Here is a 23583-nt window from a genome sequence, read left to right on the forward strand (position 1 = left end):
GGGATCCTTACCGCATTCTCGGCGAGTTGCTACAAGAAGCCGGGTTCGACGAACCCTCGATCCCCGCAACAATTGAGGCCAGATCTGCCCGCTGGCGGTCATGGCTGGCCGATCGGCGCGCGCTGCTATTGTTCGATAATGTACGCGACGCCGCGCAAGTCGAGCCGCTGCTCCCAGGCAGTGATGCTCAATGCTGCACACTGATCACTAGTCGACACCCACTCGACCGGCTGTCGTCGACGATTCGCATCGACCTGAATGTCTTGAGCGCACACTCAGCTGAAGGCCTACTTCGTCAGATTGCGCACCATGGAATCGCCGACAAGTCGATCTCTGATTATCCCGAAGAGGTCGATCCTGCATTCACCGATCTGGCGCGTCTATGCGGCTACCTACCCCTCGCGCTTCAGAGCATCGGTGCAAAGCTCCATCACGGAATGACTGCCGGTGATCTCAGCGCCCTTATGTCCGACGCTGACCATCCATACGACGAGGTCCCTGACCTCGAGAGCGCGGTCTCCACAGCTTTCAGGGTGTCCTATGAGGCTTTACCCGACCCGGCACGAAGCTTACTACGCGCCTGCGCTCTCCACCCGGGACCCGACTTCGACGCATACTCGATTGCCTCACTAATCAGCCGGAATCCTGTCCAGATAAAACTCGGCCTCGTCGATTTGGCCGCTCACGGCATGCTGACTCCCATCCCACACGCGCGCTACAAATTTCATGACCTGTTTCTCGGATTCGCACGCGAGCGTTTGCACCAACTGGTCATCGGAGTTCGCGGGCAGCTGGTCACGGTGGATCTCACACCTGACGATGACGATGTGGGTAGCATCGGTGATGACCGTGGCAGATGAAAGCAGCGACCTCCTCAACGTACTACCGAAAAGATTCGCGGATGCCGAGTCGGCACGCAAATGGTTTGATTCGGCCGCTGACGAAATAATTTTCGCCTCAGAAATCGAATCGCTCAACGAGTCCGCAACCGAATCTCCACTCGCAGACGCTGTTGGGTTTTGGCTACAACTCGCAAGCAGTGATAGGTCACCCGACCAATCGGGCACAAATGACGCTATCTCCAGCGAGGAGTTTCGACAACAAATCGACTATGCTCGGACTCTCCAGCTCCGTGGCGAGGTCGCGCGACTATTAGGCGAGTACTCAGCCGCCATCCAGTCGTTCGAGCAAGCCGTGACGATCTTCAGGGAACTCGGCGATCGACTCGGCGCTGGAAACTCCCTGATCGGACAAGCGCGCGCCACCAGCAGCCTCGCCGTACTCACTGAATCCGATGCGCTATACGAGCAGTGCATACGGCTCTTCACTGAAGCGGAGATATTGTTCAGCGAACCTCCCGCTTGACTCGACTCGCTCGTGTAGTCCTACCCGCAGGACCAGTCGAAAACGCCTGACTCCAAATCGAGTTGGGCGTTGCCGCCGCCGAAGTTCATGCCTGCGACTTCCTCGATCTCCAGGTAGTACGGGGTCAGTCCTTCGGGGAGGGCCTGGACGGGGAAGGCGGTGCCGCCGAGGTGGGAGCGGCCGAAAAGGGGCTCGGCCCAGGGGTTCCAGCCGGAGTCCTCGGTGAGGGGGTCCTGGTAGCGGGTGTTCGGCTCGTATTCGACCGGGGGGATGCCGATATTGGGGTCGGCGGTGCGTTCGGCGAGCCAGACGCCGACGGTGGGGTGCATGTCGTCCCAGGCGTTGCGGCCCTCGTCGCTCGCGACAGGGGAACCGGGCGGGCGCACATCGGCGGGCGGGGCGACGGGGCCGCCCGCGAATTCCGCTTCGGTCAGCCAGATCAGGGCGAACACGCCGCCGATCTCGTCGTGCAGCAGCTGCAGCTGGGCGTGCAGGCGGGTGGCGACCAGGTCGCGGGCGACCGGGTCGTCGGAGTCCGCGTCGGGCTCGATCGGGTTGGTCGCGTCGGCGAACTGGCCCTCACCCTGGAAGAAGGCGATCGCGGGGAACCCGGAGCCGCGGCGCTGGAAGTCGGCGGGCAGACGCAGGGTGAGCGCGTGCATCATCGGCAGTCCGGTGACCGGTCCGCGCGGCCAGGTCGCCGGGTCGATCGCGGGCCCCTCGCTGCCGATCCAACCGGAGCGGACCGGCGCGTCGAGAGTCAGCGGTTCACCGCCGGGCGTCTCGGCCAGTTTGTCCGCCGAATCTCCGAAACCCAGGTCGTAAGCCTTCATCGCAGCTCTCCTCTTCGATACGCGGACCATGCGCGGCGCCGCGTCGACAGGCGCCGCCGACGAGGGTAATCGCCCGCGGCGACAGGTGCGGGTACTGCGTGGAACGACAGGCATCGGGCCCATGACGAAACGGCGAGTCGGGTGTCGAGGAATCGAGTAGTCCGATACGCACGACATCCCGCTGCGCCGGCGGCAGACTTCGATGATCCTGGATCCGCCCAGGCCAGGAATCGACTCTGGACAGGGAGAGGACCGTGTCTACTCAGCTCGAGGCGCAACTATCGCTGCCTCGGGAGTCGTTCGCCTACGACGCCTTCATCTCCTACACGCACCGCCCTGATCGACAGGTCGCCGCCGGGATTCAGAAGGGTCTGCACCGCATCAGCCGACGGATGGGTCACTTACGTGCGCTGCGCGTGTTCCGCGATGCCACCGATCTGACCGCCTGTCCGGACCTGTGGGGCAAAGTCGCCGCGGCGATGGACCGCGCCAGGTACCTCATCGTGGTGCTCTCCCCGGACGCGGCGATATCGAAATGGGTCGACCGGGAAGTAGCCCACTGGTTGGCCTGCCGCGGTTCGGATCAGCTGCTGTTCGTCCTCGCCGGCGGGCGGCTGAGCTGGGACGAGGACACCGGACGGTTCGATCCTGACCGGTCCGATGCCGCGCCGCCCGCGCTGACGAGGCCGGGTGCGCTGCCCACGGAGCCGCTCTACGTCGACGTGAGCGACGATGCGCCGTGGGACCCGGCGGCCCCGTTGTTCCGGGAGAAGGTCACCGATCTGGCCGCGCCGATCCACGGCAAGGACAAGGACGAGCTGGCCAATGAAGACCGCCGCGAGCTGCGCCGCTTCCGTCGGCTGCGGCGTGCGGCCATCGCCGGTCTCGTCATCCTCACTGTCATGGCTCTCCTCGCCGCGGTGTTCGCGGTGACGCAACGACGTGAGGCGCTGGACCAGCGCAATGAGGCGATACGCCAGCGCGACACGGCGGTGGCGCTACGGTTGGCCGCCGAGTCCGACTCGATACTCAGCGGATCGAAGCCACGCGACGACGAGCGGGCGATCCTGCAGGCCCTCGCATCCGGACGTCTTGGGGCGGCCGACCCCGGGGTCCTGCTCCGGACGCTGAAGCGGCTGGCCGATACGAGCAAGATCATCCAGGTTGGCGATCCGTTCCTCTCCGGCATGGCGATTCAGCCCGAGGCCATGGCCGCCCTCGGCGACCTCGACCTGGTCTGGAGCGTAGCGATCAGTCCGGATGGCCGCCGTATCGTGGCAGGCGGCACCCAGATCCGGATGTGGGACGCCGACACCGGACTGCTGATCGGTGAACCATTCCAGAGCCCGCTGTTCACGATGAGCGTGGCCTTCAGTCCGGACGGGCACCGCATCGTCTCCGGCGGTACGGGGATGCAGCTGTGGGACGCGGAGTCGCACGCGCTGATCGGTGAATTCACCGGCCACGAAGGCACCGTTCGCAGCGTGGCATTCAGCGCGGACGGAGCCACGGTGCTGTCCGGCGGTCTGGACGAGACCGTGCGGATCTGGAACGCCGAAACCAGGCGGCAGGTGGGCGCGCCGATGAGCGAACACAGCGCACGGGTCGAGGCCGTGGCCATCAGTCCGGACGGTCGCCGCGTCGTGTCCGGCAGCGCGGACAATTCGCTGCGGGTATGGAGCACGGTCGACCAGGCGCCGATCGGCCCGCCCATCGACGTGGGCGCGACGGTGACTTCGGTTGCGTTCAGCCCGGACAACCGTCACGTCGCGATCGCCGACCAGCACGGGCAGGTCAGATTGTTCGATCCGGCTACCGGCAGCGCAGGCGATCCGCTGCCCAACGACGGACGCCATACCGGCTCGGCGGTCGCGTTCAGCACCGACGGGCGGCGGCTCGCGGCGGGCGGCATCGGTGCCACGATCCACCTGTGGGACACCGAGTCTCGTGCACCGCGCGGGAACGCCACCGGCCATACCGGCTGGGTGACCAGCCTGGCATTCAGCCGGGACGACAGCAGACTGCTCTCGGGCAGCCTCGACGGGACCGCCCGGATCTGGCACACCGGCACCCACGCCTCCGGCGGGCACCGGATCACCGGACCGCCGAGCACGGACGGCCTGCCGATCCCGGCCAGCGTGGCGTTCGCACCGGACAGCCGCCGGATGGTGGCCGGCTATCGGGACGGCACACTCTGGCAGTTCGAGACCGACACCGGACGGGCCATCGGCCCGCCGCTGCGTCAGCATGTCGGCCCAGTCCGGGTCACGACCGTCAGCTCCGACGGACGCCGGATCGCGTCCGGAGGCCAGGACAGGAACATCGTCATCTGGGATGCGGCGTCGGGCACGCCGATCCGGGTCCTGACCGGGCACGGATCCTGGATTCGCAAGCTCGCCTTCAGCCAGGACGGGCGGCGAATCGTGTCCGAGAGCGCGGACAACGAGATCCGGCTTTGGGACGCGGAGCGGGGCGACACCATCGGCGCGCCGTTGCGCGGCTTCGAGGGTGAGATCTGGAGTCTGGCGTTCACCCCGGACGGGAACGTCCTCGCCGCGGGCGGCGACGACAAGGCCGTCCACCTGTGGGACGCAGCGACCGGCGAGCACATCGCGGGACTGGGCGGGCACGAGTCGCGGGTCAGCTACGTCGCGTTCAGCAAGGACGGGCGCCAGGTCATCTCGCTGAGCGCGTACGCGCTGCGCACGTGGGATACGGCGACGCGCGAACTGGTGAGCGCCCCGGTGATCAGCCCTGAGGTTTCGACCAGCCTGGCAGTCAGCGGCCGCGGCGACTTCATCGTGACTGGTGGCGCCACGACGCTGCGCCGCTGGACGGTTCCCTCCGGCGATCCGATCGGTGAGCCGATGCATGGGCACGCGGACGCCGTCGGCGGTGTCGCGATCAGCGCCGACGGCCGAATCGTCGTCTCCGGCAGCATGGATCGCACCCTGCGATTCTGGGATGCCGCGAGCGGCGCGTCGGTCGGTGACCCGCTCACCAGCGGCACCGACGATGTCGCTCGGGTGATTCTGAGCGCCGATGACCGCCGAGTCCTGTCACTCAACATCGGTTCGGATGAGACCGTCACCGCCTGGTTGTGGCCCGGCCCGTCGTCCTGGCACGACGATCTCTGCGGAAAGCTGTCGCACAACATGAGCCGCAAGCAGTGGCGAGAGTGGGTTTCGCCGGAAATCGGCTACCTACGGGTCTGCGAAGGGCTTCCAATTCCTCCCGATGACACCGGTTGAGCAGAATAGTGGAGGTATCGAAATGTTCAATTCCATTGTGCGCCTTCGAGCTTCGGGACCACCGCGCGGCGATAGGGGGCCCGCGCAGCGAAGAAGACTCCGGACCGGACTCGCTGCGGCGCCGGCGATCGTCTCGGTCGCGCTGGGTGGCTGCGGCAGCGGCACCGACGCGGTCGGCCTCGACGACTACGTCCGGTCGGAATGCGAAATCGCGGTCCGGTACCAGGCACGGACGCACGAACTGGTCCGCCGGATACTGGAGACCGCGGGGCCTGCCACGCAGACGCGGCTCGCCGACATCGCCGCGGAGATGGCACGCCTGTTCGACGAGCTGGCCGAGGAGAGCGAGAAACTGGGTGAGCCGCCGAACGGCGAGACCACGGGCAATGCGAAGCAAGCCCTCGCCGAAATGCGACAGACCTCGACGGAGCTGGCCGACAGCGCCACCCGGTTCCGTTCGGCCACCTCCGCCGACGAACTGACAGCCGCTCTCGACAACTTCCAGCAGGTGCTCACCAGAGCCGGTACGCGCGGGAGGGAACTGAGGCAGCAGGAGGCTTCCACACCGGAACTGGATGAGGCGCGCAAGGCGATACCGGGCTGCGAGGACGCGATACACAGCGGATCGCAGAACCAGACCGTGCCGATCCGGTAACCGGCCCGGACAAGACGGCGCGGCAACCGGATTCCAGTTACCGCGCCGCTGTCTCGGCTAGCTCAGAGCGCTGCCTTGAGGATCAGGGTCAGCACCGCGGCGACGACGGCGACGCCGATGGCCGCGGCACCCCACACGACGCCCTGGCGCGCCCACGGGCGGCCTGCATCGAGCGAGAAGCGGCCCGGTCCGGTGAAGGCCAGCGCGGCGGCGGCGATCGCGTAGACCAGCGGGCTGGAGAAGCCGGTCACCGACGGATCCTCCGGGAACAGGCCGCCGCTCCACAGCACGTTGATCGCGTTGATCATCGTGCCGACGACGATGGCCGCGGCGAGCGGGGTGAAGAGCCCGAAGACCAGCAGCAGGCCGCCGACCAGTTCGCTGAGTCCGGCCAGTGTTCCGAAGACCACGCCCGGGTTGTAGCCCATCGCCTCGAAGCCGTCGGTGGTGGCCTGCCAGCCCATACCGTTGAACCAGCCGAACAACTTCTGGGCGCCGTAGGCGGCCATCAGGCCGCCGAAGCCGACGCGGAGCACCAGCAGTCCGATGCCGAGCGCGTTGACCTCGTCGGTGGTGGGAGTGGTGCGGGTAGCGGTGTCGGTCATCGTTTCCTCATCTGCGATTCGATACATGCCCGCAACCGGACCGCAGTCCGATTGCCTCTTCCGGTCACAACCTGGGTCCCGGGTCAACTATTTCACGCCGTTCCCCACAGTTCTGTGACCCTGCTCACAAAACAGCGAAAAGGCCGCCCCGCTCGGGGACGGCCCTTCCAGATGAAAGAACTCAGCTCACCACGCCATGGTCGCGTAGCTGACCAGCGTGCTCTCCGACTCCTGCGACAGCTTCCAGGTGCCGTCGATGTCCTTCCAGGTCACCGGGATCGGGAAGCTGTAGTCACCGAGGCGGCTGTTCAGGGTGGCCGACAGGGTGTCGCCGTCCACGGTCACCGGACCCGAGACATCCCAGCTGTAACCGGGGATGCGGTTGACGGTGTCGCGGACGACCGAGAGGCCACCGGCGTTGCCCGACTCGAGCTCGGCCGAGGAACCGTTCATGGCCGCCTGCAGCTTGCCCTGGAGCTGACCGGCCGACGGCGTCGCCGGGGCGGCGATCGCGGCGGGAGCGGTGGCGACGACGGCAGCGGTGACCGGCGCGAAGATGGTGGCAACCGCCATCGACGCGGCAACGAGCGAGCGCTTCATAGGTAAATCTCCTTCAAGCTTGGCTAGGCTAGCCTAAGTATAGGCACACCTATGGTGCCAACACCTACTCGACGAGGAAGAAGAAGTACCCGAGGAAGAGCACCATCAACCCCCACATGGCCGGATGCACTTCCTTGATCCGGCCCCTGGCGACCATCACCACCGGGTAGAAGATCATGCCCATCGCCAATCCGTTCGCGATCGAATAGGTCAGCGGCATCATGATCACGGTGAGGAAGGCCGGCACCGAGTATTCGAGGTGCTGCCAGTCGATATCGCCGAGCGCACGCGCCATCAGCACGCCGACCACGATCAGCGCGGGCGCGGTGACCTCGGCAGATCCGGCGATCACCGAGAACACCGGATAGCAGAACATCGCGAGCAGGAACCAGCCCGCTGTCGTCACCGCCGTGAGGCCGGTCCGGCCGCCCGCCGACACACCCGCGGTCGATTCCACATAGGCGGTGGTGGTCGAGGTGCCGATGATCGCGCCCGCCGTGGTGCCGACCGAGTCGGCCGCCAGCGCACTCGCCGCGCGCGGCAGCGTGCCGTCCTTGTTCAGCAGGCCCGCCTGGTTGGCGACGCCGATCAGCGTGCCCGAGGCGTCGAAGAAGTCGACGAACAGCATGGTGAGCACGACGACGATCATCTGCGCGGTGAAGGCGTCGGGCAGGTGGATGATCGCCTGGCCGAAGGTCTGATCCAGGCCCTTGGGCAGCTCGGCGATGCCGTCCGGCACGCCGACCAGACCGGTCACCATGCCGAGGATCGTGGTCGCGACGATGCCGTAGAGCACCGCGGCGTGCCAGCCGATCACCAGGAAGATCACCGTGACCACGAGGCCGAACAGCGCGAGCAGGGTGGTGCCCTTGGTGAAGTCGCCCAGGGCGACCAGCGTCGCGTCGCTGTTGACGACGATGCCCGCGTTCTTCAGACCGAGAAACGCGACGAACAAACCGATGCCGGCGCCGACCGCGAACTTCATCTGCAACGGGATCGCGTTGAGGATCCGTTCGCGGACCTTGGTCACCGCGAGAATGAAGAAGATGATGCCCGAGAGCAACGTGCCCGACAGTGCCACCTGCCACGGGATGCCCATGCTGAGCACCACCGTGTAGGCGAAGAACGCGTTGAGGCCCATGCCCGGTGCCAGCGCGATCGGGTACTTCGCCCAGATACCCATGACGAGCGTGCCGAAGACCGCGGCCACCGCCGTCGCGGTGAACACCGCCTGCATCGGGATGCCCTTGTCGCCCAACGCACCCTCGTCACCGAGGATCGACGGATTCACCGCCAGCACATACGACATCGCCAGGAATGTGACCGTGCCCGCCATCGCCTCGCGCTTGAAGGTGGACCCGCTCGACGTGACACCGAAGTATCTGTCGAGGCGCCCTCGGGCACGAGTTGCGACATCGCCGGCCATGACACTCCAGTCCGCGTTTCAAGAATTCAAAGAAGAACGACCCAGGAACGGTAGCGGAAAGTTCACTGAATCGAAGAACTCACCGCTGCCGTCGCGGTGCAGGTCACGCTCCCGCTACTGCCACCAGCCCCAGCTCGGCGTCGGAGGCCAGCAGCGCGTTGTGCGGCAGCACCCGCACGGTGTAGCCGACCGCGCCGGACAGCGGGACCGGGGACTGCACGGAGTACAGGTGGGTTCCGTCGTCGGTGCCGGTGTGGGCCATCTCGATGACGGTGGTGTCGGACAGGTCGTCGGTCGGCGACACCCGCCCGAGCACGGCCTGCACCACGACATCCGAGGGCGCGAGCCCGCCGAGTTCGACGCGCGCGCGCAGCGACAGTTCCGCGCCGATCACCGGGGTGTCGGGCAGTCCGGAGCTGTCGACCTGCACCACCCGCACCGACGGCCACGCCGCGTCGACCCGCTTGCGGTACTCGGCGACCTGCGCGGCGCCGGCGAACTTGTCGGCGGCGGCCCGGCCGAACGCCGCGGCCGCGGGACCGTAGTACTGCTCGGCGTAGTCGCGCACCATGCGCGAGGCCAGCACCTGCGGGCTGGTGGTCTGCAGGGTGTGGCGCACCATCTCGGTCCAGCGGACCGGGACACCGGCGGCATCGCGATCGTAGAAGCGGGGCGCGACGGTGCGCTCGACGAGCTCGTACAGTGCCGAGGCCTCGAGATCGTCGCGACGGTGCTCGTCGCGGACGCCGTCGGCGGTGGGGATGCCCCAGCCGTTCTCGCCGTCGTACATCTCGTCCCACCAGCCGTCGCGGATGGACAGGTTCAGCCCGCCGTTGAGCGCGGACTTCATGCCGGAGGTACCGCACGCCTCGAGCGGGCGCAGCGGATTGTTCAGCCACACATCGCAACCCCAGTACAGGTAGCGGGCCATCGACATGTCGTAGTCGGGCAGGAAGACGATGCGATGCCGCACCGCGGGATCGTCGGCGAAGCGGACGACCTGCTGGATCAGCGCCTTGCCGCCGTCGTCGGCGGGGTGACTCTTGCCTGCGACCACCAGCTGCACCGGACGCTGCGGATCGAGCAGCAGCGCGCGCAGCCGTTCCGGATCACGCAGCATCAGGGTGAGGCGCTTGTAGGTGGGCACGCGGCGGGCGAAGCCGACGGTGAGCACATTCGGGTCGAAGACGTCGTCGATCCAGGCCAGTTCGGCGTCGGCCGCGCCGCGCTGGTGCCAGGAGGCGCGCAGCCTACGGCGTACCTCGTCGATCAGCACACCGCGCAAGGTGTTTCGCGTCGACCACAGCTGCCCGAGGTCGACGTCGCTGAGCTTCTCCCAGCCCCGCGCCTCCTCGACCAGTTCGGGGCCGACGAGCTCGCGGGCCTTGTCGATCCATTCCCGCGCCGCCCAGGTCGGCGCGTGCACGCCGTTGGTGACCGAGCCGATCGGCACCTCGGACGCGTCGAAGCCCGGCCACAGCCCGGCGAACATCTCCCGGCTGACCTCGCCGTGCAGTTTCGACACGCCGTTGGCGCGCTGCGCCATCCGCAGACCCATGTGCGCCATGTTGAACACCGACGGATCGGACTCACGGCCGAAGGCGAGGATCCGGTCGATGGAAAGCCCTGGCAGCAAGGCGGATTCGGATTCGCCGTGCGCGCCACCGAAGTAGCGGCGCACCAGCGGCATCGGGAACCGGTCGATGCCCGCGGGCACCGGGGTGTGTGTGGTGAAGACGGTGCCCGCCCGCACCGCGGCCAGTGCGGTGTCGAAATCCAGTCCGTCCGCGATGAATTCGCGGATGCGCTCGACCCCGAGGAAACCGGCGTGGCCCTCGTTCATATGGAAGACATCGGGATCGGGCAGGCCGTTGGCACGGGTATAAGCGCGCACCGCGCGGACACCGCCGATACCCGCCAGGATCTCCTGCTTGATCCGGTGATCCTGGTCGCCGCCGTAGAGCCGGTCGGTGACCGCGCGCAATTCCGGATCGTTCTCGGCGATATCGGAATCGAGCAGCAGCAATGGAATCCGGCCGACCTGGGCGATCCACACCCTGGCCCGCAGCACCCGGCCCTCCGGCATGCCGACATGGATCAGCACCGGCGACCCGTCGCTGGTGAGCAACCGCAACGGCAATCCCTGCGGATCCAGTGCCGGATAGTGCTCCATCTGCCAGCCGTCGGCCGACAGCGACTGCCGGAAATACCCGGAGCGGTACAGCAGTCCGACGCCGATCAGCGGCAGCCCCAGATCGGACGCCGCCTTGAGGTGATCACCGGCGAGGATGCCGAGACCACCGGAATAGTTCGGCAGCACCTCGGTGACGCCGAACTCCATCGAGAAGTAGGCGATGCCGGACACGTCGGTTCCGGTCTGCTCCTGGAACCAGCGCGGCCGGGTCAGGTAATCCCGCAGACCGGCCGCCGCCGCGTCGACACGGGCGATATAGGCGGGATCGGCGGCGAGCTCGTCGAGCCGCTCGGCGGGCACCTCCCCCAGCATCCGCACCGGGTCCTGGCCGACGGCACGCCACAGCTCCGGGTCGAGTTCGGCGAACAGATCCTGCGTGGGGCCGTGCCACGACCACCGCAGGTTCGTCGACAACTCACCCAGCGCGGCGAGCCGCTCCGGCAGATGGGCACGGACAGTGAACCGACGAAGTGCCTTCACCCCCCGAGACCCTACCGCCTCCCCGCGAATTCAGCGTGTCGCCCGGGAGCTCGGAGGTTGGCTGTCGTGCTTGCGTTGGGTGCGCGGTGGCTGGGAGGCGGTTGGGGAGTTACCGACGTTCTCACCAGTTCTCAAAACGGATTGGTCCACGATTGTCAATGTGAAATAGATCACAAAAGTTGCCTTTAAAGGGTGACGGCTATTACTAATAGCCCGGTCGACGTTCGATTAGTCCGGGTCGGGGGGCAACAGGTCGAGAGGGAGTACTTAATGTTCAAGCGCTCAACTCGCAATATTCTTCTCGGTGCACTGCCGGTGGTTGTGGCGGTCACCTTCGCTGGAAGTGGTGTCGCGTCGGCGGATGCCTACGCCGACCAGCAGGCCCATCCGGCCACCGCGTTGGCCCTCCAGGATGACAGCTACGAGACCACCATCGCCGAGTTTTCGTTCGGATCCACCACCCCGGCGGGCACAGCGATTCCGCAGGACGCCGAGCTTTCAGGCGAAGACCCTGTCTCGGAGGTGGCCGCTCCCGTGGTTTCGGATGCGATCGAGACCCAGCTGCACGACGTCGCGACCGATCCGAAGGCCGAGAACCCCGACCCGGTGATCAACGGCGCCCTCGCCGGTGCCGGTATCGGTGCGCTCGTCACCCTGGTCAACTGCATCCCGTCCGTGATCGTGTTGGGCGTGGGCTACCCGCTGTGCCTCATTGTCGGCACACTCCCCCACGCGCTCATCGGTGCCATGATCGGTGGCTACGTGGGCCACGTGAACCCCGAGGTCATTCCACAGGTCCTGCCCTGAGAGGGCGGGTCGGCAGGTAACTGCCCCCGGCTCGGGGACTCCCGGTGCCGCTGCGGTGAAAAACGCAGTCGCGCCGGGAGTCTCGCCTTTTGTCGGTGCAGGTCTACTGGGTGAACTGGGCGGCGAATTCCGGGGTGGGTGGAACCTCGGTGATGACGTCGATCAGGACGCCGGAGGGGTCGGCGACGATGAAGTGGCGCTGGCCGAAGTCTTCGGTGCGGAGTTCGAGTTCGGCGCGCAGGCCGCCGGTGACTACGAGGCGTTCCCATTCTGCGTCGACATTGTCGACCTCGAAGTTCAGCACGATGCCCTGGACCGGTTTGCCGTACCCGGCGGGGATGGTCGGGTGGGTGGGGTCGAGCAAGGCCAGCTCGTAGGCGGGTTCGCCGTCGCCGCCCTGGCGGCGCAGGCTGACGTACCAGTCGGCCTCGAAGGTGACCTCGAAGCCGAACCAGCGCGTGTAGAAGTCGCGGGATTCCGCGATCTGGGTGGTGGCGAGGACCGGGTAGAAGCTGCTCAGTGCCATGACGTTTCCCTTTCACATACCGTCGGTATGTATCGTAGACTAGTTCACATACCGGCGGTAGGTCAATGGGAGGACGGCGATGGCGGCGACCACGCGGACACAGCAGCGGGAGGAGACACGGCGCGTCCTGCTGACGCAGAGCAGGCGCCTGTTCGCCGCGAAAGGCTATGCGGCCGTGGGCCTGTCGGAGATCGTGTCGGCGTCCGGGGTCACCAAGGGCGCGCTGTACCACCACTTCGACAGCAAGGCCGAGCTGTTCAAGGCGGTGCTCACCCAGGTCCAGGAGGAGGTCGGCGCGCAGGTGGCCGCCGCCGCGGACGCCGAGCCGGATCCGTGGACACAGCTGACCACCGGCTGCGCCGCCTTCCTGCGGGCGTGCGCCGACCCCCTGGTCCAGCGGATCATGCTGATCGACGGTCCCGCCGTGCTCGGCTGGCACGAATGGCGCGCGATGGACGAGGCCAATTCGGCACGCCACCTGGACGAAGCCCTGCGATCACTGGTCGACGCCGGGATACTCCCGGAGCAACCGGTCGCCCCGCTGACCCAGCTCCTCTCCGGCGCGATGAACGAGGCCGCCCTGTGGCTTGCCACCACCGCCGACCCCGGCGCACTTCCCGACACCATCACCGCGCTCGACCGGCTCCTCGCGGGCTTGCGCGCCGCCTGATTCCGGTGGCTCCCGGCCTCGGCTCGACCGCCGAACCCGCGCACACGGGGCCCGCGTCCCGCGACCCCCGACTGCCGCACATGCAGTAGGTTTGTGCGGTGACCGGCCGGATTGCCATCGATGACATCGCCCCGTCGATACCCGGCGGACGCCCGGCCAAGGCCGCGGTGGGCGAGGTGTTTCCCGTCCGCGCCGTCGTGTGGCGCGAGGGCCACGACGCCGTAGCCGCGACGCTGGCGGTCCGCGCGCCAGGCTCGTCGCGCATCACCCGCATCCGGATGTCGCCCGACTACGAACCGGACGTCTTCAACGCGATCTTCACCCCGAACACCCCCGGCACCTGGACCTTCCGCATCGAAGGCTGGAGCGACCCGATCGCGACCTGGCGTTCGGCGGTCGAGGCCAAGCTCGCGGTCGGCCAGAGCGCCGCCGACCTGGCCAACGACCTCGAGATCGGCGCCACTCTCTTCGAGCGGGCCGCCCAGCTGGTCCCGAAGAAGCAGTTCGAACGACTGCGGGCCGCCGCCACCGCCCTGCGCGGCGACGAGCAGCTCCCCGCCAGGGTCGCGCCCGCGTTCTCCGAGGAGGTCGCCGAGATCCTGCGCGCGACCCCGCTGCGCGAGATGGTCACCCGCGGCGCCCAGCACTCGGTGCTGGTGGAGCGCCGCCGCGCACTGGTCGGGTCGTGGTACGAGTTCTTCCCACGGTCGACCGGCGGCTGGGACGCCGACGGCGACCCCGTGCACGGCACCTTCGCGACGTCAGCCCGCGAACTCCCCCGCATCGCGGGCATGGGCTTCGACGTGGTCTACCTGCCGCCGGTCCACCCGGTCGGCGAGATCAATCGCAAGGGCCGCAACAACACCCTCACGACCGAACCGGGTGATGTCGGTTCGCCGTGGGCCATCGGCTCGGTCGAGGGCGGCCACGACGCGATCCACCCCCTGCTCGGCACCGAGGCCGATTTCACCGAATTCGTCGCCACCGCACAGGGTCTCGGCCTGGAAGTCGCACTCGACCTCGCCTTGCAGTGCGCACCGGACCACCCGTGGGTGCGGGCCCACCCGGAGTGGTTCACCACCCTGCCCGACGGCACCATCGCCTTCGCGGAGAACCCGCCGAAGAAGTACCAGGACATCTACCCGGTCAACTTCGACAACGACCCCGACGGCCTCTACGCCGAGGTGCTGCGGGTCGTGCGGCACTGGATCGCCTTGGGCGTCACCATCTTCCGTGTCGACAATCCGCACACCAAGCCCGCGGACTTCTGGGAGTGGCTGATCGCGCAGGTGCGCCGCACCGATCCCGACGTGATCTTCCTGTCCGAGGCCTTCACCCGCCCCGCCCGGCTCTACGGGCTGGCACGCCGCGGCTTCAGCCAGTCCTACACGTATTTCACCTGGCGCGTATACAAGTGGGAGATCACCGAGTTCGGCAACGAGCTGGCCGCCAAGGCCGACGAGGCAAGGCCGAACCTGTTCGTGAACACCCCCGACATCCTGCACGAGAGCCTGCAGCACGGCGGTCCTGGCATGTTCGCCATCCGCGCCGTCCTCGCCGCGACCCTGTCCCCCACGTGGGGTGTGTATTCCGGCTACGAGCTGTTCGAACACGAGGCGGTGCGGCCCGGCAGCGAGGAATACCTGGACTCGGAGAAGTACGAACTGCGCCCCCGCGATTTCGCCGGCGCGCTGGCCCGCGGCGAATCGCTGGAACCGTGGCTGACCCGGCTCAACGAGATCCGCCGCGCCCACCCCGCGCTACAGCAGTTGCGCTGCATCCACTTCCACTCGATCGACAACGACGCGCTGCTCGCGTACTCCAAGTTCGATCCGATCTCCGGTGACGCGGTGCTGGTGATCGTGAACCTGAACCCGTACGGCGCCGAACAGGGTCACATCTCGCTGGACCTGCCCGCGATCGGCCGCGAATGGCACGACCACCCGGTGGTGTTCGACGAGGTCAGCGGCGAGGAATATCACTGGGGGCAGACCAATTTCGTGCGCCTCGATCCCGCCCGCGCCCCCGCGCACATCCTGGCGTTGCCCGCTGTCCCCGCCGCCGCCCGAGCACCGCTGGCCTATCGCGGGACGCTGTAATGAAACGCCGCGATCTGATGCTGCTTGCGGCGGGCACCCATCCCGACCCGCACACCGTCCTCGGCGCGCACCCGCACGCCGACGGCACCGCGGTCCGGGTGCTGCGCCCGCACGCCGAGACGGTGACCGTGCTGGTCGGCGCCACCGAGCATCCGCTGAAGTCGTTGGGGCACGGCGTATTCGCCGCGGTCCTGCCGTATCCGCAGATCGACGACTACCGCGTGCGCACCGAATACCCCGGCGGCCAGACGGTGATCGCCGCCGATGGCTACCGCTTCCTGCCCACCGTCGGCGAGTTCGATCTGCACCTGATCGGCGAGGGCCGCCACACCCGGCTGTGGGAGGTGCTCGGCGCGCATCCGCGGCACTACACCACCCTCGACGGCGACGTCGACGGCACCTCGTTCGCGGTGTGGGCGCCGAATGCCCGCGGCGTCACCGTCTTCGGCGATTTCGACCACTGGAGCGGCAGCTCGGCGCCGATGCGCGCGCTCGGCACGTCCGGGGTGTGGGAGGTGTTCGTGCCCGGCGTCGGGCCGGGCACGCGCTACAAGTACCGGGTGCACGGCGCCGACGGCCGCGTCGTCGATCACGCCGACCCACTGGCCTTCTCGACCGAGGTGCCGCCGGCGACGGCGTCGGTGGTCAGCCGCGCCGACCACGTGTGGACCGACAGCGCGTGGCTGGACCGGCGCGCGCGCACCGACGCCACCCACTCCCCCATGAGCGTCTACGAGGTGCACCTCGGGTCATGGCGTCCCGGCCTCGGCTACCGCGAACTGGCCGAACAGCTCGCCGACTACGTGCGCACGACCGGCTTCACCCATGTCGAACTGCTGCCGGTCGCCGAGCACCCGTTCGGCGGCTCGTGGGGCTACCAGGTCACCTCCTACTACGCGCCCACCTCCCGCTTCGGCAGCCCCGACGACTTCCGCTACTTCGTCGACCACCTGCACACCGCGGGCATCGGCGTGCTGCTGGACTGGGTGCCCGCGCACTTCCCGCGCGACGAATGGGCGCTGGCCCGCTTCGACGGCACCCCGCTCTACGAACACCCCGATCCACGCCGCGGCGAGCAACTCGACTGGGGCACCTACGTTTTCGACTTCGGCCGCAACGAGGTCCGCAACTTCCTGGTCGCCAACGCCGCGTTCTGGATCGAGGAGTTCCACATCGACGGCCTGCGCGTCGACGCGGTCGCCTCCATGCTCTACCTGGACTACTCGCGTCCCGAGGGTGGCTGGGAGCCGAATGTCTACGGCGGCAGGGAGAACCTGGAAGCCGTCGACTTCCTGCAGGAACTCAACGACACCGTGCACCGCGCCTACCCTGGCGTCGTCACCGTCGCGGAGGAGTCGACCACCTGGCCCGGCGTCACCCGCGGCACCGATGTCGGCGGCCTCGGTTTCACCATGAAGTGGAACATGGGCTGGATGCACGACACCCTCGGCTACCTGGGCCGCGACCCGATCCACCGGTCCTGGCACCACAACGAGATGACGTTCTCGCTGGTCTACGCGTGGAGCGAGAACTACGTGCTGCCGATCAGCCACGACGAGGTCGTGCACGGCAAGGGCACGCTGTGGACGCGGATGCCCGGCGACGACTTCGCCAAGGCGAGCGGTGTGCGCGCCCTGCTCGCCTACATGTGGTCACACCCCGGCAAGCAACTGCTGTTCATGGGCCAGGAGTTCGGCCAGTTCCGCGAATGGGACAACGACCGCGGCCTGGACTGGCACGAGCTGGAAAACCCACTGCACCAGGGCATCTCGACGATGATCGCCGACCTCAACCGCACCTACACCGCGCATCCGGCGCTCTGGAGCCAGGACACCACCCCCGGCGGGCACTCCTGGATCGAGGCCGACGACAGCGCGGCCAATGTCTTCGCGTTCCTGCGCTGGGGCTCCGACGGCAGCGCGGTCGCCTGTGTCTTCAACTTCTCCGGCTCCACCAGACAGGACTACCGGATCGGCCTGCCGCACAGCGGTTCCTGGCGCGAGGTCCTCAATACCGACGCCCAGGAATACGGCGGCTCCGGCGTCGGCAATCTCGGCGTTGTCGCCGCCGACGACACCGCGTGGCACGGCCGCCCCGCCTCGGCCACCGTCACCCTGGCCCCGAACAGCGCGGTCTGGCTGGCCGCCGAGCGCTGAGCTCAGTCCAGGTCGATCCGGATCGTCAGCAGGTCGGTGCCGACCGCGCGCACCGCGGCGCTGTTGTAGCGCGGAAGCGCACGCAGCCGGGCGCGCGGGTCGTCGTCGTGCACCAGGTGGGCGCTGCCGCTGTGCCAGCGCCCGTGCAGCCGCACCCGCACCCGGTTGTCGGCCATGATGTTGCGCACGTACTGCGAGCGCTCACCGAACTCGGAGACCAGCCAGAACTGGTCTCCGGTACGGCGCCCACCGATCGGCGTGATCCGCGGCTGCCCGCTCACCCGGCCGGTGGTCTCGAGCAGCTGATGGCCGGGCAGTCTGCGCACGACCCGGTTGAGCGGCCGCTGCAACGTGGTCACGACCCGGTGCTGAATATCCTTCTTGGAGGCCATGTTTCGACCGTAGCTCAATCTTTGGCCGCGACGTAGTAAGTGTTGAGCGGATCACCGTCGACATGATGGATCTGCACGTCGGTGAACCCGGCATCGGCGAGCATCGACAGCGCACGCTGCTCACCCCAGACCGTGCCGAGCCCGTCGCCACCCTGCCCCAGCGACACCGACATGCAGTGCATCGTCGAGATCGCGTACAGGAACGGGCCGAGCGGCAGGTCGATGTTCTCCTCGAGCATGCTCGACGCGTGGATGTCGACCATCAGGAAGACACCGTAGGAGCGCAGCGCCGCGGCGATGTTGGCCAGCACCCGCGCCGGATGCGCCTGGTCGTGGATCGCGTCGAAGACGGTGATCAGATCGCAGGTGCCTGGCTCGTTCAGCTCCGCGACATCCTGGACGACGAACTCGACATTGGTCAGGCCCATCGCCTCGGCCTCGGCCCGGCCCGCCGCGATCGCGTCGGCGGAGAAGTCGTAGCCGCGGAACCGGCTGGCCGGGAACGCCCGCGCCATCAGGTTCACCGCGTGGCCGCTGCCGCACGCGATATCGGCGACGTCCATCCCCATCAGCAGCCGGTCGGTCAGCCCCGGCGACATCGGCAGCACCACGTCGATCAGCGCGGCGTCGAACACCTCGGCGCTCTCCTCCGCCATCAGCGCGTGGAACCGGGCGTAGTCGTCGTAGGACAGGCCGCCGCCGATCCGGAACCGTTCGACGATCTTGGGCTCCACCTCGCCGAGCTGGGCGATGAACTGCATGATCCTGGCCAGGTTCTCCGGGCCTGCGGCCCTGGTCAGGCTCGCCGCGTGCGCGGGCGGCAGGGTGTAGGTGGCGGTCGGCGGGTCGTAGCGCACGATGCCCGCGGTGGTGACGGCGCCGAGCCATTCGCGGACATAGCGCTCGTCCAGCCCGGCCGCCGCGGCGAGTGCCGAACTGGTCGCGCCCGGGTTGGCCGCCATGGTGTCGAACAGCCCGACCTGGTGGCCCATGCTGATCATCAGGGCGGTGCTCGCGTGGTCGAGCATCTCGATCATCGTGCCCGCGAAGGCTTCCACCTCGGCCTGGTCCGGCGCGGCCGAATGGTCCAGTGAGGTCATATCGTTCTCCTCCGGTCAGCTCGCGGCCCGGTGCCGCGGGTCTACTGGAGATACGGCGGGGCCGTCCCGGCAGTTCAGCCGGGACGGCCCCGAGGAGGAAGGTTTGACGCGTCAGTACAGCGCGGTGGCCAGCTTGCGACGGGCCGCGACGACGAAGGGCTCGGCCTGATCGAACAGCTCGAACAGCTCGAGCAGGCGGGTGCGCGCCGCGGTGCGGTCGTCGCCCGCGGTGCGCTTGATGACGGCGATGATCCGTTCGAACGCGGCCTCGGGGCGCTGCTCGAGCAGCTCCACGTCGGCGGCGTCGAGGGCGGCGTCCAGATTCGCCGGATCGGCGTCGGCGGTGGCGACCACGGCCGGGTCGATCTGCTGGGCCCTGGTCAGGAAGCGCAGCTGGCGCAGGGCCGCCTTGGCTTCCTCGTTGGCGGGTTCCGCGGCCAGGATCGCCTCGTAGGCCGCCTCGGCGCCGGCGATGTCACCCTCGGCGAGCGCGTCCTCGGCGGCGGTGAAGCGCGGGTCCTCGACCTCGGGCTCCGGCCCGTTGGGGTCGCCCTCGAGCTTGCCCGCCGTCGCGTCCATGACCGCGTCCAGCCACTGCCGGACCTGGGCCTCGGGCTGGGCACCCTCGAAGTCGGCCAGCGGCTGCCCGCCCGCCACCGCGATCACCGTGGGAATGCCCTGCACGCGCAGCGCCTGCACGATGTTCATGTTCGGCTCGGCCTCGATGGCGGCCAGATCCCAGGCACCCCGATCGTCGGCATTGAGCCGTTCCAGCGTGCGGATCAGTTCGACGCTGCCCGGGCTGCGCTGCGAGTACAGCGCGACCACCACGGGCACCTGCATCGAGCGGCGGATGACCTTGGTCTCGAAATCCGCCTCGGTCACCGAGTGGTTCCCCGAGGCCGCAGGCGCACCGCCGGGAGCGGCGGGCGGCTGCTTCAGCGCGGACAGATCCACCGCACCGGACATGGCGGCGGCAGCGGCGGGCGAAGGACGACGGGCAGCGGGTCGAGTCACAGTTTCCAGTTTGTCACGAAGCCGTCGGAGCGGCTGCCGGGGAGCCCTTCGCGGCGCCGGTGCTCAGCTCGCCGAGCTGGCCGGTGCGCACGGCCCAGACCTCGAAGATCACGGTGGCCAGCGGCGGAATGCTCGACGCCAGCGCCAGCACGGTGGTCTTCCAGCTCCAGTTCAGCTCACGCGCGGCCAGCAGCGCGGTGATCACGAACAGCACGAAGATGCCGCCGTGCACCGGGCCGAAGATCTTCACGCCGATCTCGTTGCCCTCGGCGGGGATGTACTTGAACGCCATACCGGTCAGCAGACCGATCCACGACAGTGCCTCGAGCACCGCGAAGAACCGGAAACGACTGGCAGTGGACCGCAGATCGAAGAAACCCATGATCCCCATTGTGCCGGACCCACTACGACACTACGTAGTTGGACCGGTCACACAAACGGGCCCCCGCGCTCGGCAGGGGCCCGTCGTGTCGAAAAGGATCAGGCGGGGACGCGGATGATCAGCGCGTCGCCCTGGCCGCCACCGCCACACAGCGCGGCAGCGCCCACGCCACCACCGCGACGCTTCAGCTCCAGCGCCAGGTGCAGCAGGATGCGGGCGCCGGACATGCCGAGCGGGTGGCCGATGGAGATGGCGCCACCGTTGACGTTGACCTTCTCCGGGTCGTAGCCCAGCTTCTTGGTCGAGGAGACACCGACGGCCGCGAAGGCCTCGTTGATCTCGATCAGATCCAGCTCGGCCGGGGTGATGCCTTCCTTCGCGCACGCGGCGAGGATGGCGTTGGCCGGCTGGTCCTGCAGGGTCGAGTCCGGACCGGCGACCTGACCGGCGGCGCCGATCTCGGCGATCCACTCCAGACCCAGCTCCTGCGCCTTGGCCTTGCTCATCACGATCACCGCGGCCGCGCCGTCGGAGATCTGCGAGGCGGTACCCGCGGTGACGGTGCCGTCCTTGCGGAAGGCCGGACGCAGCTTGCCGAGCGACTCGACGGTGGTGTCGGCGCGGATGCCCTCGTCGGTGGTGACGTAGATCGGGTCGCCCTTGCGCTGCGGCACGGCCACCGGCACGACCTCGTCCTCGAACACACCGTTCTTCCACGCGGCGGCGGCGCGCTGGTGCGAGGCCGCGGCCAGCGCGTCCTGCTCCTCGCGGCTGACCTTGTCGAGGTCGTTGCGGTCCTCGGTCAGCAGGCCCATCGCCTGGTCGGTGATCACGTCGTGCAGGCCGTCGTAGGCCATGTGGTCGACGAGGGTGGTGTCGCCGTACTTGTGGCCCTCACGGCTCTTGGGCAGCAGGTGCGGCGTCTGGCTCATCGACTCCATGCCGCCCGCCACGATGATCTCGTGCTCACCGGCGCGGATCAGCTGATCGGCCAGCGCGATCGCGTTGATGCCCGACAGACAGACCTTGTTGATCAGCAGCGACGGCACATCCATCGGGATGCCCGCGGCGATCGCGGCCTGGCGGGCGGGCAGCTGCCCGGCGCCGGCCTGCAGCACCTGACCGAGGATGACGTAGTCGACCTGCTCGGGCGCCACACCACCCTTCTCCAGCGCCGCCTTGATGGCCACACCGGCCAGATCCGAGGCCTTGAAGTCCTTCAGACCGCCCAGGAGCCTGCCGACCGGGGTACGCGCACCGGACACGATGACAGAAGTCGTCACGAAAGCCTCGCATTCATTGAGTCGAACCTCGCCGTGACGCACACAGCGCTCAGCCGTGCACGTCAAGGGTTGCACTCAACGGTAACCGGTATCGGAGCGGACACGGCACCCAGGTACGCGCTAGCTTCGAGGAGTGAGCAACGAGTACATCATCCCCGCCGACTACGTCATCGCCGTCGACCACGTGGGCATCGCCGTGCCCGACCTCGACGCCGCCGTCGCCTGGTACACCGACAATCTCGGCATGGTCGAGACCCATCGCGAGGTCAACGAGGCCCAGGGCGTCGTCGAGGCGATGCTGTCGTGCCCCGCGGCGGCCGACCGCGCCACCGCACTGCAGTTACTGGCCCCGCTGACCCCGGAGTCGACGATCGCCAAGTTCATCGACCGTAGCGGACCGGGCCTGCAGCAGCTGGCCTACCGGGTCACCGACATCGAGGCGGTTTCGGCCTTCCTGCGCGACCGTGGACTGCGTTTGCTGTACGAAGCGCCTCGTCACGGCACTGCCGATTCCCGCATCAATTTCATCCATCCGAAGGATGCTGGCGGTGTGCTGGTCGAGCTCGTCGAGCCGAACCCGAATGTTACGCACTAGTACGCGGATACGGTCGGTAAATCTCGGCGAGATCACAATCCCGGTCGAGTCTCCATAGGCTCGCTCGAGGCTGTATTTTGTGTGCCATGTCGTCACCTGAGTCCGATCGCAATCGCTTCGTTGCACTGCCCTTCACCGTTGTGCGCAAGGGTTATGCGCAAGACGAGGTGCGCAACTACTTCGACCGCTTCGACGCCGAGCTTCGCGTCACCGCCACCGACCGGGATGCTGCCGCCGCGCAGGCCCGGAATCTCGCCAGCCAGCTGGAAGACGCTCGGGACGAGATCGACGAGCTCCGCAAGGAGGTCGACCGGCTTTCCGTGCCGCCGACCACCGCCGAAGGAATGTCCGACCGTATCTCGCGCATGCTGCGCCTCGCCTCGGACGAAGCGTCCGAGGTCCGTGCGCTGGCGCAGGCCGAAGCCGCCGAGATGGTGTCGATCGCCGAGCAGCAGGCCACCGAGATGCGTGGCAAGTACGAGTCGCTGCTCGCGGAGACCAAGGAGAAGCGCGAGGCGCTCGAGATCGAGTTCGAGCAGACCCTCGCGAACGCGCGCACCGAGTCCGCCAAGATCATCGAGGCCGCCCAGGCCGATGTGGAACGTCTCGGCAAGGAGGCCGAGGCCAAGCGCAAGGCCACCCAGCAGGACTTCGAGGCCACCATGAACGATCGGCGCACCAAGCTGACCCGTGCCATGGAGGAGCTCGAGGCCACCAGTCGCGCCGAGGCCGCCCAGCGGATCAAGGACGCGACCGATGAGTCGAACCGCCTCATCAGCTCCGCCACCCAGACCTCCGAGCGCAAGATCGCGCACGCGAAGGAACTGGCCGAGGAGATGCGCGTGCTGCGCGGCCGCGTCCTGGCCCAGCTGCTCGGTATCCGCGGTCAGCTCGACTCGGTGCCCGCCATGCTCGCGGCGGTCAACCGGGAGAGCGAGCTGCTCGACGGTGCCCCCGAGCGCAAGTCCATCAGCAACAACGGCAACAACAAGTCCGTGTCCGGCTCCCGCCAGACCAAAGCCATCCCCGAGGTCGCCGACGACGATTCCGACATCGTCGACGAGGACCGCGAGAACGCCGACATCAGCAACTGACGTCGGACCTGCGACGACATCGGCTCCACCCCGATAGTTGAAGAACCGAAGGC

General features: G+C 67.8%; 20 protein-coding genes and 1 pseudogene. 10 read left to right on the top strand and 11 right to left on the bottom strand.

Annotated features, from left to right (window positions below):
* Positions 1-860, top strand: a pseudogene (locus ACFWF2_RS27255) (hypothetical protein); the annotation flags it as partial.
* Complete coding sequence (locus tag ACFWF2_RS27260) at positions 844-1365, top strand: tetratricopeptide repeat protein (RefSeq protein ID WP_379310302.1); 522 nt, start codon at positions 844-846, stop codon at positions 1363-1365. The pseudogene ACFWF2_RS27255 and the gene ACFWF2_RS27260, both read left to right, overlap by 17 nt.
* A 20-nt stretch (positions 1366-1385) precedes the next feature.
* Here the strand turns inward: ACFWF2_RS27260 and ACFWF2_RS27265 are convergent, their stop codons facing one another.
* Positions 1386-2198 carry a hypothetical protein gene (locus tag ACFWF2_RS27265; protein WP_379310303.1) on the bottom strand — a complete coding sequence of 271 codons (813 nt, stop codon included), beginning with the start codon at positions 2196-2198 and terminating at the stop codon, positions 1386-1388.
* A 254-nt stretch (positions 2199-2452) separates the two neighbouring features.
* Between ACFWF2_RS27265 and ACFWF2_RS27270 the strand changes: the two genes are divergently transcribed.
* On the top strand, positions 2453-5449 hold the full coding sequence (locus ACFWF2_RS27270) for a toll/interleukin-1 receptor domain-containing protein (protein WP_379310304.1): 2997 nt from the start codon (positions 2453-2455) through the stop codon (positions 5447-5449).
* 22 nt (positions 5450-5471) lie between these two features.
* The gene (locus ACFWF2_RS27275; RefSeq protein WP_379310305.1) at positions 5472-6104 is read left to right on the top strand and encodes a hypothetical protein; all 633 of its coding nucleotides are present in this window, start codon (positions 5472-5474) and stop codon (positions 6102-6104) included.
* Between the two features lie 62 nt (positions 6105-6166).
* Here the strand turns inward: ACFWF2_RS27275 and ACFWF2_RS27280 are convergent, their stop codons facing one another.
* The 4 genes from ACFWF2_RS27280 to glgP all read right to left on the bottom strand — a co-directional run bounded on the left by ACFWF2_RS27280 (position 6167) and on the right by glgP (position 11409).
* Positions 6167-6709 (bottom strand): DoxX family protein, encoded by a 543-nt coding sequence (locus ACFWF2_RS27280; protein ID WP_379310306.1) that lies wholly within the window; start codon positions 6707-6709, stop codon positions 6167-6169.
* Between the two features lie 186 nt (positions 6710-6895).
* Entirely contained in the window at positions 6896-7309 is a 414-nt protein-coding gene (locus ACFWF2_RS27285) for a hypothetical protein (RefSeq protein WP_379310307.1), read from the bottom strand.
* A 64-nt stretch (positions 7310-7373) separates the two neighbouring features.
* The gene (locus ACFWF2_RS27290) at positions 7374-8735 is read right to left on the bottom strand and encodes an NCS2 family permease (RefSeq protein WP_379310308.1); all 1362 of its coding nucleotides are present in this window, start codon (positions 8733-8735) and stop codon (positions 7374-7376) included.
* A gap of 103 nt (positions 8736-8838) precedes the next feature.
* The gene (gene glgP, locus ACFWF2_RS27295; protein WP_379310309.1) at positions 8839-11409 is read right to left on the bottom strand and encodes an alpha-glucan family phosphorylase; all 2571 of its coding nucleotides are present in this window, start codon (positions 11407-11409) and stop codon (positions 8839-8841) included.
* Positions 11410-11730: 321 nt separating this feature from the next.
* Here glgP and ACFWF2_RS27300 point away from each other — a divergent pair, with 321 nt between their 5' ends.
* The gene (locus tag ACFWF2_RS27300; RefSeq protein WP_379310310.1) at positions 11731-12216 is read left to right on the top strand and encodes a hypothetical protein; all 486 of its coding nucleotides are present in this window, start codon (positions 11731-11733) and stop codon (positions 12214-12216) included.
* A gap of 103 nt (positions 12217-12319) precedes the next feature.
* On the opposite strand, the gene ACFWF2_RS27305 is transcribed toward ACFWF2_RS27300, so the two are convergent.
* Positions 12320-12742, bottom strand: coding sequence for a VOC family protein (locus ACFWF2_RS27305; protein ID WP_379310311.1), 423 nt, complete (start codon positions 12740-12742; stop codon positions 12320-12322).
* A 79-nt stretch (positions 12743-12821) separates the two neighbouring features.
* Here ACFWF2_RS27305 and ACFWF2_RS27310 point away from each other — a divergent pair, with 79 nt between their 5' ends.
* The 3 genes from ACFWF2_RS27310 to glgB all read left to right on the top strand — a co-directional run bounded on the left by ACFWF2_RS27310 (position 12822) and on the right by glgB (position 17667).
* Positions 12822-13412, top strand: a complete 591-nt coding sequence (locus tag ACFWF2_RS27310) for a TetR/AcrR family transcriptional regulator (RefSeq protein ID WP_379310312.1) — start codon at positions 12822-12824, stop codon at positions 13410-13412.
* A 98-nt stretch (positions 13413-13510) separates the two neighbouring features.
* A complete protein-coding gene (locus ACFWF2_RS27315; protein WP_379310313.1) occupies positions 13511-15511 on the top strand; it encodes a maltotransferase domain-containing protein in 2001 nt (666 codons plus the stop codon).
* Entirely contained in the window at positions 15511-17667 is a 2157-nt protein-coding gene (glgB, locus tag ACFWF2_RS27320; RefSeq protein WP_379310314.1) for a 1,4-alpha-glucan branching protein GlgB, read from the top strand. Before ACFWF2_RS27315 ends, glgB begins: the two co-directional genes overlap by 1 nt.
* Positions 17668-17669: 2 nt before the next feature.
* Here the strand turns inward: glgB and ACFWF2_RS27325 are convergent, their stop codons facing one another.
* From ACFWF2_RS27325 to ACFWF2_RS27345, 5 genes are all read right to left on the bottom strand, one after another.
* Entirely contained in the window at positions 17670-18059 is a 390-nt protein-coding gene (locus tag ACFWF2_RS27325; RefSeq protein WP_379310315.1) for a nitroreductase/quinone reductase family protein, read from the bottom strand.
* Between the two features lie 14 nt (positions 18060-18073).
* Positions 18074-19159: a class I SAM-dependent methyltransferase gene (locus ACFWF2_RS27330; RefSeq protein ID WP_379310316.1), complete on the bottom strand. Its 1086-nt coding sequence runs from the start codon at positions 19157-19159 to the stop codon at positions 18074-18076.
* Between the two features lie 111 nt (positions 19160-19270).
* Positions 19271-20128 carry a tetratricopeptide repeat protein gene (locus tag ACFWF2_RS27335; RefSeq protein ID WP_379310319.1) on the bottom strand — a complete coding sequence of 286 codons (858 nt, stop codon included), beginning with the start codon at positions 20126-20128 and terminating at the stop codon, positions 19271-19273.
* 61 nt (positions 20129-20189) lie between these two features.
* A complete protein-coding gene (locus ACFWF2_RS27340) occupies positions 20190-20558 on the bottom strand; it encodes a DUF3817 domain-containing protein (RefSeq protein ID WP_379310317.1) in 369 nt (122 codons plus the stop codon).
* A 98-nt stretch (positions 20559-20656) separates the two neighbouring features.
* Positions 20657-21841 (bottom strand): acetyl-CoA C-acetyltransferase, encoded by a 1185-nt coding sequence (locus ACFWF2_RS27345; protein ID WP_379310318.1) that lies wholly within the window; start codon positions 21839-21841, stop codon positions 20657-20659.
* A gap of 133 nt (positions 21842-21974) precedes the next feature.
* On the opposite strand from ACFWF2_RS27345, the gene mce reads away from it, so the two are divergent.
* Both mce and ACFWF2_RS27355 read left to right on the top strand, forming a co-directional pair.
* Positions 21975-22436 (top strand): methylmalonyl-CoA epimerase, encoded by a 462-nt coding sequence (mce, locus tag ACFWF2_RS27350; RefSeq protein WP_378856262.1) that lies wholly within the window; start codon positions 21975-21977, stop codon positions 22434-22436.
* Positions 22437-22522: 86 nt separating this feature from the next.
* A complete protein-coding gene (locus tag ACFWF2_RS27355) occupies positions 22523-23530 on the top strand; it encodes a hypothetical protein (RefSeq protein WP_189034694.1) in 1008 nt (335 codons plus the stop codon).
* Positions 23531-23583: the final 53 nt, after the last annotated feature.

It is taken from the genome of Nocardia sp. NPDC060259, from assembly GCF_042728775.1.
GTDB lineage: Bacteria > Actinomycetota > Actinomycetes > Mycobacteriales > Mycobacteriaceae > Nocardia.